The sequence below is a fragment of the bacterium genome (assembly GCA_021372615.1).
In the GTDB taxonomy this organism is placed as follows: Bacteria; Armatimonadota; Zipacnadia; order Zipacnadales; family UBA11051; genus JAJFUB01.
On sequence record JAJFUB010000070.1, the window covers coordinates 37,569 to 52,441 of the forward strand.

Consider the following 14,873-nt stretch of genomic DNA (forward strand, 5'->3'; position numbering starts at 1 on the left):
GCCACGCCGGTGAGTCTCCCCATGCTCTGTGCGATGCTTCGGCGCACGATGCCGGTACACCTTCCTCTTCCCCTTGATATCTGGACGGCGCCCCCTTTACGCGGGGAGGTATTGGCGTCTGCTTCGCGAATGCTCTCCCCGCACGGAACCGCAGACGGATCAGCCGGGAAGGAGACTGCAAGATGAGACGGATCAAGATGGGCGTCATCGGGCTGGGATGGTTCGGGGAGAAGCATCTAGAGGCCCTGGAGACCATTCCGCAGGTCGAGATCTACTCGCTGTGCACGCGCACCGAGTCACGCCTGCTGGAGCTCCAGGACAAGTTCGGCGCGACCAAGGCCTTCACCGACTACAACGAGATGTTGGCCGACCCGGAACTGGAGGCCGTCAGCGTCACCACCCTGTGGGACCAGCACAAGGCCCCGGCCGTGGCGGCGCTGCAGGCGGGTAAGAACGTGTTCCTCGAGAAGCCCATGGCCTCGACCGTGGAGGACTGCGAGGCCATCGTGGCCGCCGCCAACGCCACGGACAAGGCCTTCATGACCGGCCACATCGTGCGCTTCAACCCGCGCTATGCTGCTGGCAAGGACGCCATCGCCGAGGGCAAGATCGGCAAGATCGTCTCGATGTACGCCCGCCGCAACATCCCGGCGTGGGTCGGCGCGAGCGTGCTGCCCAAGATCGGCCCCATCATCGGCGACGGCGTCCACGACACGGACATCCTGCTGTGGTACTCGGGGGACAAGGTCGTCAGCGCCTACGCCCAGACGACCGATGTGCGCGGCCTGGGCCACCCGGACATCGGCTGGACGATGTACCGCATGGCTTCCGGCGCCACGGCGGTCCTGGAGAACGTGTGGTTCCTGCCCGACACCACGGCGATGCAGATTGACGAGCGGATGGAGATCATCGGGACCGAGGGCTCGGTGCACGTGCACGAGACTCACCCGAACTTCTCGATCTGCGACAAGACCGGGTGGCACTCGGTGGACACCACCTACTGGCCGAAGTTCCAGGGCCGCCTGACCGGGGCGCTGGTGGATGAGCTGACGTACTTCTCCAACTGCGTGATTGACGGCCGCAAGCCGACGATCATCACCCCTGAGGAGAGTATGGCCGCCGTCAAGGCGTGCCTGGCGGCCGAGGAGAGCGCCCGGACGGGCAAGGTCGTGATGCTGTAGAGATCGTGGCAGGAGACGAGCACGCGTCTGTCGCAGACGCGCAACGCGCAGTTGCGGTATCGCCCCGGAGGTGAGTTGCCGTGAGGAAGGGATTCACGCTGATTGAGTTGCTGGTCGTGATTGCCATCATCGCGATCTTGGCCGCGATTCTGTTCCCCGTGTTCGCCAAGGCACGTGAGAAGGCTCGCCAGTCCAGCTGCCTGTCGAATCTGAAGCAACTGGGCCTGGCAGCGATGCAGTATGCTCAGGACTATGACGAGCGGATCGTGAAGTGCTACCTGTACTGGAGTTCGACGTTCAGCCAGACGCAGTACCGCTGGTACTGGCAGGCCAACAGCAACCCGGGCATGCTATGGCCGTACGTCAAGAACAGCCAGGTCTTCATGTGCCCGAGCGTCGGCAAGCACGCCTACGGCATCAGCTTCGTCGGCCAGACTGGCGCGGACCCGGGGACGGCGATTGGCACCATCCAGAGCCCGGCTGAGACGGTGCTGTTTGCCGACTCCCTCCTCTGGCACGGAGACCCCGATACCGGTATGGGCGGAGATAGCGTCCCCGGCAAGGTCTTCAAGTACTCGGACCGCAACAGTGCCGGGCGTCTGACCAGCGGCTGCTATGGCGGCGGGTTGGTGGCCAAGCGACACAACGATGGCGCCAACTTCGCCTTCTGCGACGGGCACTGCAAGTGGATGCAGCCCATGGCCACCGAGAGCCCGGTCAACATGTGGGACCTGCTGTAGAGCCGCCAGGCACGTGCCCCGGGTCGCTCGCCGCACTGCCGGCGGTCTCCGCTGCCCGGCGGCCAAGGGCGTGGCGGTGCTGAAGCTGCGGCGCGAGATTGCGGTAGCGGTGGGCCCGGTCCGCATCGGGCCCGCCGCTGCCTCTGGGGACGTGAGCCATGCCGGACGGGATGGAACCTGCTGAGCGGTCTGGGCCTCGGCGCCCTCCCGCCCCCCCGGCGCGCGCCGACCGCCTGCTCAACCTGACGGTGGCCCTCGCGCTCTCGGCCGTCATCCTGCATCGCCTGTCGCTCCCCGTGGCCGATGTGGATATCTGGCACGAGATGGCGCTCGCCCGAGAGATCGTGACGACCGGCCACGTCCCGGCCCACGATAGCTTCGCGTACACGCCCACGCTGCCTGTCGTCGTGCACCATGAGTGGGGCGCGGGCATGATCGCCTACGCCGCCAGCCGTCTGGGGGGCGCGGCCGGTGTGCTGATCCTGCGCCTGGCCCTGATTGCCGGGCTGTGCTGGGTGTGCTGGCTGGCGGCGACACGCCGGGGCGCCACGATGAGTTTGCTGCGCTTCGCGGCCATCGTGGCCGTACTGCTGGCCGACGTCGGCTTCGCCACCGTTCGCGCGCAGCAATACTCGTTCCTGTGCGCCGCTTTCCTGCTGTTGTGGCTCGACCGCGACCGCACGGGGGACCGCCGCTGGGTGTGGCTGTGGCTGCCGCTCACTGTGCTGTGGGCGAACGTCCACGCCGGCGTGACGTTCGGCGTGGGGCTGCTGGCGGCCCACACCGCGGAGCAATGGCTGCGTCGTCGCCCGGTGGGGCATCTGGTGGGGATGGGCGCGGCCATGGTGGGGCTGATGGCCGTCAACCCCTGGGGGTGGCACTACTACAGCTACCTATGGCGCGCCACGACGATGCCGCGTCCCCTGGTGACGGAATGGGCGCCGCTGCTGGAGGCAGCCGATCCGGCCCGCCTGGCGCTCTTCGTGGCTTCGCTGCTGGTGGCGGGCTGGACCGTCTGGCGGACCGGGTGGCGGCGCTTCGAGGGCCTGCTGGTCCTGCTCCTGACGGCCGCCGCGGCGCTGGACTCATATCGCCTCGTCTGCTTCTACGCCATCGCGTGGTTCGTCTATGTGCCGCCTGTCCTGGAAGCTGAACTGCGCCAACGGCCAGGGGGCAGGGCGCTGCTGGAGAGCTACAGCCCGCGCGACCGGATGCAGTTCGTCGTCTGGGGTTCCGTCGCAGTGCTATTCGTCGGTCTGGCCGCAGGACAGCAGCCCTGGCGGCTGCGTGTGCCCGGCACACCGCTGGTAGGTGAGTGGCTGCCCGTGTATCCAGTCGGCGCAGTGGACTACCTCGCGGAACACGGGTACCACGGTAACGTGCTGACGTGCTTCGAGTGGGCGGCGTACGTCTCCTGGCGGTTGTCCCCGGCGGTGAAGGTCTCCTTCGACAGCCGCTACGAGGTGGCGTACCCCCCGGGCGCGCTGGAGCGGGACAAGGCCATCTATGCCGCTGCTCCGGGGTGGCCGCAACTGCTGCTGGAGTACGGCACCACCGCCGCGATCGTGCAGCGCGACCAGCCCCTCGCGGCGGCTCTGCCGGGCCCGACGGGGTGGCGGCGGGTCTACCGGGACGAGGTCTTCGAGGTCTGGGCGCCGGTCGGGACACCGGGCCTGCCGCCAGGCGAGGTGATACACCGGGCCCGGGATGGAGTGTTCCCCGGCGGCTAGTCTTCCGCCAGCGAGAAGTACCGGTAGGTCAGCGCCGTCGGCTTGTACCACTTGGCGTGGCCATCCAGGAAACAGGCGTTCAGGCCGTTGTTGTGGATGTTGTACATGGGGTCGGTCGGGATCTGGTAGGGCCGATCATCGTTGCCGTCAATGCCGCCGTCGTCCTCCGTCGCATCGAACAGCACTAGCGTCTCAGCCGGCACCACCGCCCGGGCCAGCGCCAGCCCCGAGTACCCCAACTCCCCTGCGTTGAAGCCGTAGCTCCACCAGCGCCCCGAGGCCGTCGGTGGCGCTGTGTAGCCTGAGTCCGACGGGCACTTGAGGATCTGGTAGTTCTTGACGTAGGGGTTCAGGCGCATCTGGAAGGTGTACCAGCGCCAGTCGGTGATGCCCGAATCGCCGTCATCGTGCGGCGGGATCATCTCGTCGTAGTCCTGGGCGTAGGACATGACCGCGGTGCCCAGTTGGCGCACGTTGGAGAGACAGGCCGTCTGGCGCGCCTTCTCCCGCGCCTTGGCGAACACCGGGAAGAGAATGGCGGCCAGGATGGCAATGATGGCGATGACGACCAACAGCTCGATCAGGGTGAAACCGTGCCGTGCCATGGTACACCTCGCGCTTCGTCTGGTATCGCGGCGCAGGGCTGCCTGCCGTCGGTGTTACCTTCGTGACGCACTTGCCCGGTACCTGCCGCAAGAGCCGCGTCATCCCCGCAGATCTGAAGGGCAGCCGAGGCGAGAGTTAGGGCGATCGAAACGCCCCGCAGACACGGGTCAAACGCGCCTTCCTCGGTTGACAAAGCCCCGTCGCCGCCATATACTCATAGTCCGTCTTCGACCGTAGCAGCTACGGGAGGCCGGATCGCAGGTGTTGATCCGGCTTCGTTCTTTTGGCGGAGGCTCGCATCCACTGCACACGCAAGCCTCCACCCGAGCAACCTGCGGGCGGCGCCTGCGCCGTACCGCCGTGTTTGCGTGCATGTTGCCTGTCACATGTTTGAGTCACTGACCGATAAGCTACAGGCCGCCTTTCGGCATCTTTCCAGCCATGGGAAGCTGACGGCCAAGGACGTCCGCAACGGGCTCAAAGAAGTCAACATGGCCCTGCTGGAAGCGGACGTCAACTACCAGGTCGTCAAGCAGTTCGTCCGCGATGTGACGGACGAGGCCCTGGGCGAGAAGATCCTGTCAGGCCTCAACCCCACCCAGCAGATCGTGGGGATCGTGCACGAGAAGCTGGTGCACCTGCTGGGCGACGCCGCTGTGCCGATCAAGCTGGCGTCCAAGCCACCCACCGTTGTGGTCATGGCCGGCCTGCAGGGCAGTGGCAAGACGACCACCGCGGGGAAACTCGGCCGGTTGTTTGTGCGGCAGGGACACCGCCCCTTGCTCGTGGCGGCGGACATCTACCGCCCGGCGGCCATCGAGCAGTTGCGCCAGGTGGGCGCTGGCGCCGAGATCGACGTCTTCACGCTGGAGGGCGCCAACCCGGTCGAGATTGCCCGGGCCGGCGCGACGCACGCGGCGAACCACAACTTTGACGTCGTCATCATTGACACCGCCGGACGCCTGCAGATTGACGAACAGATGATGCAGGAAGTCCAGGACATCGAGCGCTCCTTCGCCCAGACCGAGACGCTGCTGGTCATTGACGCCATGACCGGGCAGGATGCCATCAACGTCGCGGCGGAGTTCGGCGACAAGCTCAAGCTCGACGGCCTGGTCCTGACCAAGCTGGACGGCGACGCTCGCGGCGGCGCGGCCCTGTCGGCGCGGGCCGTGACCGGCGTCCCCATCAAGTTCGTGGGCGTGGGCGAGAAGCTCGACGGGCTCGAGGTCTTCCATCCCGACCGCATGGCCCAGCGCATCCTGGGCATGGGCGATGTCCTGACGCTGATCGAGAAGGCCCAGCAGGCCGTTGACGGCGAGCAGGCGCTCAAGCTCCAGAAGCGGATGCTGTCGGCGAAGTTCGACCTGGAGGACTTCCGCGCGCATCTGGCCAACGTCCGCAAGATGGGGCCGCTCGACCAGGTCATGAAGCTCATCCCCGGCGCCCAGAAGATGATGGGCAACATGATGCCGGAGGACTTCGACGAGCGCGAGATGGACGTCGTGGACGCCATCATCTCCTCGATGACCAAACAGGAGCGGCGTAACCCGGATGTTCTCAACGCCAGCCGCAAGCGGCGCATCGCCGCCGGCAGCGGCACCAGCGTGCAGGACATCAACATCCTGCTCAAGCAGTTCCGCGAGCTGGCGAAGATGATGAAAGCGATGTCGTCGGGCAAGCCGGTCAACATCGGCGGCATGCGCATCGGCAGGATGTAACGGCGCGCGTCATCGCGCCATGGCCACATCGGTCGCACTGGGGCGCGCAACGCGCCTCCTTCACATATCTCGCCATCCCCCGGAGTGTCCGGGGCTGCCAGGGCGAAAGGGAGCAACCGAATTGGCGACTCGCATTCGACTCAAGCGTACCGGATCCAAGAAGCAGCCGTACTACCGCCTGGTCGTGGCCGACCAGCGCAGCCCGCGCGGCGGCCGCGCGATTGAGGACCTCGGCGTCTACGGCCCGGTCCTCAACCCCCCGCTGGTGCAGGTCAACCAGGAGCGCGTGCTCCACTGGCTGATGCAGGGCGCACAGCCCTCGGACACCGCCCGCTCGATCCTGTCGAAGCTGGGCATCATGGCCGCCTTTGCCGAGGCGCAGAAGGCGCGCAAGGCAGCGAAGACGGAGTAGCGAGCGTGGCCATGCGCGCGTGGGGACACGCGCGCCCACGTGGTGACATTGGCGGCCACGCGGAGCAACCATACCCATGGACTGGGGCCGGATATGAACGAATTGGTTGAGTACATGGTCAAGTCCCTCGTGGACGACCCGGCCAAGGTGCACGTCAACCAGATCGAGGGCCAGGGCGTCACGATCTATGAGGTCTCAGTGGCGCCGAACGACCTGGGCCGCGTGATCGGCCGCCATGGCCGGATCGCCAACGCACTGCGCACGGTCGCCAAGGCCGCGGCCAGCAAGCACGACAGCCGGGTCACGATCGAGATCATGTCGTAGCGGCGCGATTCATCGCGCCGCGCACAATCGAGCATCAGGGACGGGGACAGACCCCCGTGGGCGCGCCGCGCCCGTCATGTTGGGGTCAGTCTCCCCTCGTTGGAGGCGGATGATGGGCGTTCAAGTCAAGCGGACGGTGATCCTGCGGGCCATCGTCACCGACGAACTCAAGCAGCAGGTCAGCGACGAGTTGCAGGGAGCGGCGGATGAGATCGAGCAGCGCGTACAGCAGCTCGACTTCTCCACCAAGGCCTACATCACGGACCTGCAGCGGGCCGACCTGCAGCGCGCCATGGCGGTGCGCAAGCAGATCGAGGCCGAGAAGCAGAAGCAGAACGAACTGCGCGACGCACTGCTGGAGCGCAAGGCCCAGGTTGCCGTCCTCCAGAACGGCCAGGAGGTCATCCGCGGCACGCTCGAGAGCTACGTGGAGATCAACGAGGGCGACGATCTCTCCGTCCTGCTGGGCGGCACCGAGATTGTGACCAAGGACGGCATCGTCATCGAAATCCGCCAGCGCAGGCCGGAGGAGATCGTCGAGGCCGAGGAGACACCACTGCTGGTCACGCCGTCCCATGAGCCGTCACGCGAGCAGTGAGTATGACGTTCAGGTCGGTCGCGTCCTGGCTCCGCATGGCCTGCGCGGCCTCGTTCGCGTCCTGCCGCTGACTGACGTACCGGACCGTCATCGCACCTTGAAGCAAGTACTGGCGCGTGGGCCGGGACATCCTGGACCGGCCAGTGGGTCGTCCGGGACATCCGACCCCACGCGGCGCGAGCAGTTCCTGACTGTTGAGCGGGCTGAGCCCGCCCGGCACGGCCTGTGGCTGGTCCGCTTCGAGGGCATTGAGGACCGGACGGCGGCCGAGAAGCTGCAGGGCGCCGAGCTGTTCATCCGCGATGAGGACCTCCCCCCCCTCCCGGAGGGGCGGTACTACATCCACCAGATCGTGGGCCTGCAGGTCCGCACGGTGGACGGGCGGGAACTTGGGCCGGTGACCGACGTGTTGCAGACCGGGGCCAATGACGTGTACGAGACGCCCGCCGGGTTGCTGCCGGCGACCGCCGAGGTCATCAAGCACATTGACCTGGAGGCGGGAACGATGCTGGTGGACCCGCTCCCAGGGATGATTGATGAGCCCGAAGATGCGGATTGACATCATCACCATCTTCCCGGATTTCGTGCGCCAGGCCCTGTCGTTCAGCATCGTTGGCCGGGCCATCGCGGCCGGGACCATTCAGGCCCGGGCGCATGACCTGCGGGACTACACCCACGATGCGCACCGCACCGTGGACGACACCCCGTATGGCGGCGGGCCGGGGATGGTCATGAAGCCCGAGCCGTTCTTCGAGGCGGTGGAGGCCATCGCCGATCCGGAGCGGGCCCATGTGGTGCTGCTCACGCCGCAGGGGCGGTCGTTCGACCAGACGGTGGCGCGGTCGCTGTCGCAGCGAGAGCAGCTTGTCTTGCTGTGCGGTCACTACGAGGGTGTGGACGAGCGGGTCGCGACGTTGGCCCATGAGCAGATCTCGCTGGGCGATTTCGTCCTCACCGGCGCGGAGTTGCCGGCCCTGGTGGTGACCGATGCCGTCGTCCGGCTGTTGCCGGGTGTGCTGGGCAATGAAGCGTCGCCGCTGGACGAGAGTTTCAGCGGCTTGCTGGAGTATCCGCAGTATACGCGCCCCCCGGAGTACCGTGGGCTTTGTGCGCCCGAGGTGCTGACGGGGGGAGACCATGCGCAGGTGCGGCGCTGGCGGCGTCGTGAGGCGCTGAGACGCACACTGGAGCGGCGACCGGACTTGCTGGCGACCGCTGAACTGAACGAAGAAGACTGGCGGCTGTTGCGCGAGCTGCAGGCCGCGGAAGATTGAGGTGTTCCTGATGATCAAAGCCCAACTCGAGTACGTCGCGAGCAAGCACCTGAAGCAGGACCTGCCCGAGTTCGCCCCCGGCGACACTGTGCGCGTCAACGTGAAGGTCGTGGAGCGCGTCCGCAACCAGGACCGCACCCGCCTGCAGGCGTTCGAGGGCATCGTCATCGCCCGGCGCGGCAATGACATCAACGAGGAGTTCACGGTCCGCCGCGTTTCCCATGGCGTCGGCTGCGAGCGCACCTTCCCGATCCATTCGCCGGTCATTGACAGCGTGAACGTGGTCCGCCATGGCGACGTGCGCCGGGCCAAGCTGTACTACCTGCGCGACCGCGTCGGCAAGCGGGCCCGGGTCCGCGAGCGCGCGCGCCGGTCCAAGGAAGTCGAGGCCGCCGAGGCCGCCAAGGCGGCCGCCGCCGCCACGGCAGCGGCTGAGAGCGCGGCTCAGGCCGAGGACACCGCCAGCGACGCGCCGGAGACTTCGGCCGAGAGTTAGGGCGCTGCCTCGGCGCCAGCGAGAGCATCGTGTGGGGCAGGCGGTCCCGCCTGCCCCATTGCTCCATACCCATGCCAGTGCTCAACGGTCGCGCCGACAAGTGCCGTTGTCCGCTGCAACGCACCACAGCATCACCGCAAAGAAGACTGGCTCATGCTTGCTTTCGACAGCCCCTGGTGGATTGTCAGCGCCATCGCCTTGACCGGCGCTCTGCGGGTCTGGATGGCCAACCTGGTGTCCCTGCCCAAGTGGGTGAGTTGGGTGCTGGTGGCCCTGGTGCCGATCAGAGTCGGGTGGCGGATGCGGGTGTGGTTGAACTCCCCGATGATGCCCGTCTCCCCCCCGGTGATGGTGCTGATCCTCATCGCCACGGCGGTCGCCGTCCTGTACCTGTTCGACACCGACCGGGCCCGCAAGCACAAGCCCGGCATCATCGAGCTGATCGACTCGGCGCTCATCGCGCTGCTCCTGGTCTTCTGCATCCTCCGCCCCTTCGTCATCCAGGCCTTTTTCATCCCCTCGGCCTCGATGGAGAACACGCTGCTCATCAACGACCGCATCCTGGTCAACAAGTTCTCGTACTTCTTCCGCGAGCCCCGGCACGGGGACATCATCGTGTTCCGCGCCCCGCCCCAGGCGGACCCGGGGAAGAAGGACTTCATCAAGCGCGTCATCGGCGTGCCCGGAGACCACATCTCGGTTCACGACGGCAAGCTGTGGCGCAATGGTCAACCCGTGAACGAGCCGTACATCCGCGAGACGCCGCTGTACGCCTGGCCGGTGGTGGGACGCGACCAGTTCGCCACCGGGGTGCTGGCCGACGAGAACGATGGACGACGCTGGATCGTGGATGACCACGGCCTGCGGGTGACGGTAGGCGAGGTCATCGTGCCCCCCAGGGCGATCCTGGTCATGGGTGACAACCGCAACGACTCCAACGACAGCCATGCCTGGACCGACCCGGACACCGGTGCGTCTGCGCCCTTTGTCCCTCGTGAGAACGCCCTGGGCAAGGCCGAGGTCATCTTCTACCCCTTCCCGCGCATCCGCCTGACACGCTGAGGAGGCCCGGCGCAGGTGCTTTGCGGCCGCCGCGGGGAACCTCGCGCGGCCCGCAGGCTACTCTAGCTCGGGGGATTGTCGTTTCCGTCGAGGAATTGCCGCGTTTGTCTCGCACCCGTAGGGTAAGATATCGTATAATGCCGGAGCCGGTTTCCGCCTGCGCGGAGGGAAGACTTCCCCGACCGGTCGTCCGTCGGCATCGCCTGAAGTGCTAACGCCCTGTTTCCTGAAGGGGGCAACGACATGATTCTACTTCGTGGGTTGTGGTCGCTTTTCGTGGGCGCAGTCACGCTCGTGGGTGTCATGGGTGGCGCCATCGTCCACACCCTGGTGCAGCCCAAGCTGCCCGACAACCTGAGCACGCTGCAGGCCACGTCCTTTCACGTCGGCTTGCTCGTGGTCGGCGGGCTGGTCGGGTTCCTCGTCTCGGTCTACTCGTTCCGCTCTCTCGTCCATTTCGTGAACCGCATGGAGACCGTGTCCCTGCTGGACAAGGTCGCCGCGGTGCTCGGCGTGCTGCTAGGCCTCACGGTCTCGCTGCTGGCCACGACGCCCCTCGCTACCGCGAGCTTCGGGCTTCCGATCCGCATTTTCGTCGCCATGGTCTTCGTCATCCTGGGGGTCGGCTTCACCATCAGCGCCAAGCAGCAGATCGTCTACGTCTTTCCCAGCCTCGCCACGCGCACGCCGGTGACGGAGGACCAGGCGCCGGCACGCTCCAAGATGCTGGACACCAACATCATCATTGACGGCCGCATCGCCGACATCTGCGGCACAGGCTTCCTGGAGGGGCCGGTGCTGGTCCCCGGCTTCGTGCTGCGCGAGCTGCACCACATCGCCGACTCGGCCGACAGCCTCAAGCGCGCCCGCGGCCGGCGAGGCCTCGAGGTGCTCAACCGCCTCAAGAAGATGCCCAACGCCGATGTGCGCATCTTCGAGGAATACCCGGCCAGCGATCTGCCGGGCGAGGACGTGGATGTGCGCCTGGTGAAGCTGGCCAAGGAGCTCGGCGCGGGGGTCGTCACGAACGACTACTCGGTCAACGAGATCGCCAAGCTGCACAACGTCAAGGTGCTCAATGTCAATGAGCTGGCCGGCGCGATGCGGCCGGTCTACCTGCCCGGCGAAGAGGTCATGGTCACGATCGTCAAGGAAGGCAAGGAGCCCGGGCAGGGCGTGGCCTACCTCGATGACGGCACGATGGTCGTGGTCGAGCACGCCAGCAAGTTCGTGGGCCAGACGGTGCCCGCCGTGGTCACCAGCGCTCTGCAGACCAGCGCCGGCAAGATGATCTTCAGCGACCTCGCCACCGATGATGCCCCGCCGAAGGCCGGCCGCAAGTGAGCGAGCGGGTGGCGGCGCTGATCGTGGCGGCCGGCGCCGGCGAGCGGTTCGGCGGACCTGTTCCGAAGGTGTTCGTCCCCCTGGCCGGGCGCCCGTTGTTGCTGTGGGCCGTCCAGGCCTATGCCGACCACCCCGAGGTAGACGCCGTCGCCCTCGTCGTCGCCCCCGACTATGTCGTCCCGGCCACAGAGCTCTGTCGTGAGGTCGGAGACGTTCTCGTCGTCGCCGGGGGACCGGAGCGGCGGCAGTCGGTGCTCAACGGCCTGCGCGCACTCGGGGCCCGAACGCCCGACCTGGTCGCCATCCATGACGGCGCCCGACCCCTCGTGACGCCCGAGATCATCAGCGACAGCCTGCGCGTGTGTCGCGCCCACGGCGCGGCCCTGACGGCTGTCGCGGCGACGGATACCGTCAAGCGTGTGGCCGACGGCCGCATTGTCGAGACCATTGACCGCCACGAGGTCTACCTGGCGCAGACGCCACAGACGTTCCGCTATGACCTCATCCGGCAGGCCCACGAGCAGGCGGAGGCCGAGGGCTGGGCCGTGACCGATGACGCGATGCTGCTCGAGCGGCTCGGGCACACAGTGGCCATCAGCCCCGGCCATGCTCGCAACCTGAAGGTCACCACGCCCGACGATCTGCCCCGCGCGGAGGCATGGCTACGTGGGGAGAGCGGGGGTACGCCGCGGGTCGGGCATGGCTTCGACCTGCACCGGTTGGTCGAGGGGCGGCGGCTCGTGCTGGGCGGCGTGGAGATCGCGCATGGCAAGGGCCTGCTGGGCCACTCGGATGCCGACGCGGCGCTGCATGCTATTGCTGACGCGCTCCTGGGAGCCTGTGCCCTGGGCGACATCGGCCGGCACTTCCCGGACACCGACCCGGCGTTCCGGGACGCTGACAGCCGGGAGCTGTTGCGGCAGGTCGTCGCGCTCGTGCGTCAGGCCGGCTGGCAGCCCGCCAACGTGGATGTGACGATCATCGCCCAGGAGCCGCGCCTGGCCCCGCACGTCGAGGCCATGCGTGAAAGTACGGCGGAGGCGTTGGGATTGCCGCCGACGGCGGTGAGCTACAAGGCCACGACCATGGAGCGCCTGGGCCCGATCGGCGAGGGTCTGGCCATCGCGGCCGAGGCCGTCGTCCTGCTGACACCGCAGTAGCGGCGTGATGGACCGCGCCCATGACCCGCCGGTAGCGGCGCGATTCATCGCGCCCGTCACACACCCATAGCGGCGCGGCCCTAGCGCGCCCGGCGCAATGAGTTGCGCCCCTACAACGCCCACCGGAGGCAGTACCGTTGAAGGGAACCGTAGTCGAGAAGATACTCAAGGCGCACCTCGTGGAGGGCGAGCTGGTCGCGGGCAGCGAGATCGGCCTGCGCATTGACCAGACCCTGACCCAGGACTCCACTGGCACGATGGCCTACCTGCAGTTCGAGGCCCTCGGCGTGCCGCGCGTGAAGACGGAGCTCTCGGTGGCCTACGTGGACCACAACACGCTGCAGTCGGGCCCCGAGAGCGCCGATGACCACAAGTACCTGCAGACCGTCGCCGCCAGGCATGGCGTGCGCTTCTCGCGCCCGGGTAACGGCATCTGCCACCAGGTGCACCTGGAGCGCTTCGGCGCGCCGGGCAAGACGCTGCTCGGCTCGGACAGTCACACCCCCACCGCCGGGGGCATCGGCATGTTGGGGATCGGCGCGGGTGGCCTGGATGTCGCCGTCGCCATGGCCGGCATGCCCTACTTCATCCCCTGCCCGCAGGTCCTCGGCGTGCGCCTGACCGGGCAACTGTCGCCGTGGGTCGCAGCCAAGGATGTCATCCTGGAGCTGCTGCGGCGACTGACGGTCAAGGGCGGTGTGGGCCGGATCGTGGAGTACTGCGGGCCGGGCGTGGCGACGCTGTCGGTGCCCGAGCGCGCGACCATTACCAACATGGGCGCGGAGCTGGGGGCCACCTCTTCCCTCTTCCCCGCCGATGACCGCACACGCGACTTCCTGGCGGCCCAGGACCGCGCCGCGGCCTTCACGCCGCTCGCGGCCGAGGCGGACGCCGAGTATGACGAACTCATCGAGCTGGACCTGAGCGCGCTGCAGCCCATGGTGGCCCAGCCGCACAGCCCCGACGCCGTCGTGCCCGTCGCCGACCTGGCCGGCCGCCAGGTAGACCAGGTCTGCATTGGTAGCTGCACCAACTCGTCGTACCGCGACATGATGATGGTGGCGGCGATCCTGAAGGGCCGGCAGGTCCATCCCGATGTCAGCCTGACCATCTCCCCCGGCTCGCGCCAAGTGCTGACGATGCTCGCCCGCAACGGCGCGCTGGCCGATATGCTCAGCGCCGGGGCGCGCGTGCTCGAGTCGGCCTGCGGTCCGTGCATCGGCATGGGCCAGGCGCCGCTGAACGCCGGCGTCTCCGTCCGCTCGTTCAACCGCAACTTCGAGGGGCGCAGCGGCACCAAGAACGGGCAGGTCTTCCTGGCCTCACCCGAGGTGTGCGCGGCGGCCGCCGTGGCCGGGGAGTTCGTGGACCCACAGAGCCTCGGCGACGCGCCGCAGATCGAGCTGCCCGCGCAGTTCGAGGTGGATGACCGCATGGTGCAGGCCCCCGCGCCCGCCGGCGCCGAGGTCGAAGTGGTGCGCGGCCCTAACATCAAGCCCGTGCCGACGCGCGAGGCCCTCAGCGACACCATCGCGTTCGAGGCGCTGCTCAAGGTCGGCGACAACATCACGACCGACCACATCTCCCCCGCCGGGGCGAAGTACCTGCCGCTGCGGTCCAACGTTCCGGCGCTCTCCGAGCACGTCTTCGAGGGTGTGGACCCGAGCTTCGCCGGCCGAGCGCTGGACAGCCGCCAGGGCGCGATCATCGGCGGCGACAACTACGGCCAGGGCTCCTCGCGCGAACACGCCGCCATGTGCCCGCTGTACCTGGGCATCCAGGCCGTGTTGGCCACGTCGTTCGCCCGCATCCACAAGGCCAATCTCATCAACTTCGGGATCCTGCCGCTGGAGATGGACAAGGCTGCGTATGAGGCCCTGCAACAGGGCGACAAGCTGCAGGCCGAGGGCGTCCACCAGGGCCTACGGGCCGGCGTGTTGACGGTCCGGAACCTCACGCAGGGCACGCAGTTCGAGACGCGCATCCCCCTGTCGGAGCGCCAGCAGGAGGTCCTGCTGGCCGGCGGGATGCTCAACTACGTCAAGGCACGCAGCGCGTAGGGGCGGCTTGAGGGGGAAAGAGTGCAACATAATGGGCCCGCCGGGAGACCGGCGGGCCTGTTCGCGGTCGGTGACCGCTCGTACACCGCAATCTTGGTGGGAGCCGGTCGCGGTCGGTGACCGCTCCCACACACCGCAGTGACCCGATGTGGGAGCGGTCACCGA

General features: G+C 67.5%; 15 protein-coding genes. 14 read left to right on the forward strand and 1 reads right to left on the reverse strand.

Annotated features, from left to right (window positions below):
* The first annotated feature begins 182 nt into the window (after positions 1 to 182).
* The 3 genes from LLH23_10485 (at position 183) to LLH23_10495 (ending at position 3,651) form a co-directional block, all read left to right on the forward strand.
* Complete coding sequence (locus LLH23_10485) at positions 183 to 1,181, forward strand: Gfo/Idh/MocA family oxidoreductase (protein ID MCE5238905.1); 999 nt, start codon at positions 183 to 185, stop codon at positions 1,179 to 1,181.
* A gap of 80 nt (positions 1,182 to 1,261) precedes the next feature.
* A complete protein-coding gene (locus LLH23_10490) occupies positions 1,262 to 1,921 on the forward strand; it encodes a DUF1559 domain-containing protein (protein ID MCE5238906.1) in 660 nt (219 codons plus the stop codon).
* Positions 1,922 to 2,079: 158 nt separating this feature from the next.
* Complete coding sequence (locus LLH23_10495) at positions 2,080 to 3,651, forward strand: hypothetical protein (GenBank protein ID MCE5238907.1); 1,572 nt, start codon at positions 2,080 to 2,082, stop codon at positions 3,649 to 3,651.
* Here the strand turns inward: LLH23_10495 and LLH23_10500 are convergent.
* Positions 3,648 to 4,256, reverse strand: a complete 609-nt coding sequence (locus tag LLH23_10500; protein ID MCE5238908.1) for a DUF1559 domain-containing protein — start codon at positions 4,254 to 4,256, stop codon at positions 3,648 to 3,650. The genes LLH23_10495 and LLH23_10500 overlap by 4 nt on opposite strands.
* 387 nt (positions 4,257 to 4,643) lie before the next feature.
* Between LLH23_10500 and ffh the strand changes: the two genes are divergently transcribed.
* The 11 genes from ffh (at position 4,644) to LLH23_10555 (ending at position 14,708) form a co-directional block, all read left to right on the forward strand.
* Positions 4,644 to 5,978 (forward strand): signal recognition particle protein, encoded by a 1,335-nt coding sequence (gene ffh / locus LLH23_10505; protein ID MCE5238909.1) that lies wholly within the window; start codon positions 4,644 to 4,646, stop codon positions 5,976 to 5,978.
* Between the two features lie 121 nt (positions 5,979 to 6,099).
* A complete protein-coding gene (gene rpsP / locus LLH23_10510) occupies positions 6,100 to 6,390 on the forward strand; it encodes a 30S ribosomal protein S16 (protein ID MCE5238910.1) in 291 nt (96 codons plus the stop codon).
* A 93-nt stretch (positions 6,391 to 6,483) separates the two neighbouring features.
* Entirely contained in the window at positions 6,484 to 6,714 is a 231-nt protein-coding gene (locus tag LLH23_10515; GenBank protein MCE5238911.1) for a KH domain-containing protein, read from the forward strand.
* A 112-nt stretch (positions 6,715 to 6,826) separates the two neighbouring features.
* Positions 6,827 to 7,312 (forward strand): YlqD family protein, encoded by a 486-nt coding sequence (locus tag LLH23_10520; protein ID MCE5238912.1) that lies wholly within the window; start codon positions 6,827 to 6,829, stop codon positions 7,310 to 7,312.
* Positions 7,290 to 7,871: a ribosome maturation factor RimM gene (gene rimM / locus LLH23_10525; protein ID MCE5238913.1), complete on the forward strand. Its 582-nt coding sequence runs from the start codon at positions 7,290 to 7,292 to the stop codon at positions 7,869 to 7,871. Before LLH23_10520 ends, rimM begins: the two co-directional genes overlap by 23 nt.
* Complete coding sequence (gene trmD, locus LLH23_10530; protein ID MCE5238914.1) at positions 7,861 to 8,586, forward strand: tRNA (guanosine(37)-N1)-methyltransferase TrmD; 726 nt, start codon at positions 7,861 to 7,863, stop codon at positions 8,584 to 8,586. The genes rimM and trmD overlap by 11 nt, the downstream gene beginning before the upstream one ends.
* A gap of 10 nt (positions 8,587 to 8,596) precedes the next feature.
* Positions 8,597 to 9,082 carry a 50S ribosomal protein L19 gene (rplS, locus tag LLH23_10535; GenBank protein MCE5238915.1) on the forward strand — a complete coding sequence of 162 codons (486 nt, stop codon included), beginning with the start codon at positions 8,597 to 8,599 and terminating at the stop codon, positions 9,080 to 9,082.
* Between the two features lie 153 nt (positions 9,083 to 9,235).
* Entirely contained in the window at positions 9,236 to 10,144 is a 909-nt protein-coding gene (gene lepB, locus LLH23_10540; GenBank protein MCE5238916.1) for a signal peptidase I, read from the forward strand.
* Between the two features lie 243 nt (positions 10,145 to 10,387).
* Complete coding sequence (locus LLH23_10545) at positions 10,388 to 11,488, forward strand: TRAM domain-containing protein (GenBank protein MCE5238917.1); 1,101 nt, start codon at positions 10,388 to 10,390, stop codon at positions 11,486 to 11,488.
* Positions 11,485 to 12,648 (forward strand): 2-C-methyl-D-erythritol 4-phosphate cytidylyltransferase, encoded by a 1,164-nt coding sequence (gene ispD, locus LLH23_10550; GenBank protein ID MCE5238918.1) that lies wholly within the window; start codon positions 11,485 to 11,487, stop codon positions 12,646 to 12,648. The genes LLH23_10545 and ispD overlap by 4 nt, the downstream gene beginning before the upstream one ends.
* A 137-nt stretch (positions 12,649 to 12,785) precedes the next feature.
* On the forward strand, positions 12,786 to 14,708 hold the full coding sequence (locus LLH23_10555; protein MCE5238919.1) for an aconitate hydratase: 1,923 nt from the start codon (positions 12,786 to 12,788) through the stop codon (positions 14,706 to 14,708).
* The last annotated feature ends 165 nt before the right edge of the window (positions 14,709 to 14,873 follow it).

Coding starts and splice junctions, on each gene's coding strand:
- LLH23_10500 (MCE5238908.1), bottom strand. CDS start 4,256: ATGGCACGGCACGGTTTCACCCTGATCGAGCTGTTGGTCGTCATCGCC.
- lepB (MCE5238916.1), top strand. CDS start 9,236: ATGCTTGCTTTCGACAGCCCCTGGTGGATTGTCAGCGCCATCGCCTTG.
- rimM (MCE5238913.1), top strand. CDS start 7,290: ATGAGCCGTCACGCGAGCAGTGAGTATGACGTTCAGGTCGGTCGCGTC.
- LLH23_10485 (MCE5238905.1), top strand. CDS start 183: ATGAGACGGATCAAGATGGGCGTCATCGGGCTGGGATGGTTCGGGGAG.
- ffh (MCE5238909.1), top strand. CDS start 4,644: ATGTTTGAGTCACTGACCGATAAGCTACAGGCCGCCTTTCGGCATCTT.
- rplS (MCE5238915.1), top strand. CDS start 8,597: ATGATCAAAGCCCAACTCGAGTACGTCGCGAGCAAGCACCTGAAGCAG.
- LLH23_10495 (MCE5238907.1), top strand. CDS start 2,080: ATGCCGGACGGGATGGAACCTGCTGAGCGGTCTGGGCCTCGGCGCCCT.
- trmD (MCE5238914.1), top strand. CDS start 7,861: ATGCGGATTGACATCATCACCATCTTCCCGGATTTCGTGCGCCAGGCC.
- LLH23_10520 (MCE5238912.1), top strand. CDS start 6,827: ATGGGCGTTCAAGTCAAGCGGACGGTGATCCTGCGGGCCATCGTCACC.
- LLH23_10515 (MCE5238911.1), top strand. CDS start 6,484: ATGAACGAATTGGTTGAGTACATGGTCAAGTCCCTCGTGGACGACCCG.
- LLH23_10545 (MCE5238917.1), top strand. CDS start 10,388: ATGATTCTACTTCGTGGGTTGTGGTCGCTTTTCGTGGGCGCAGTCACG.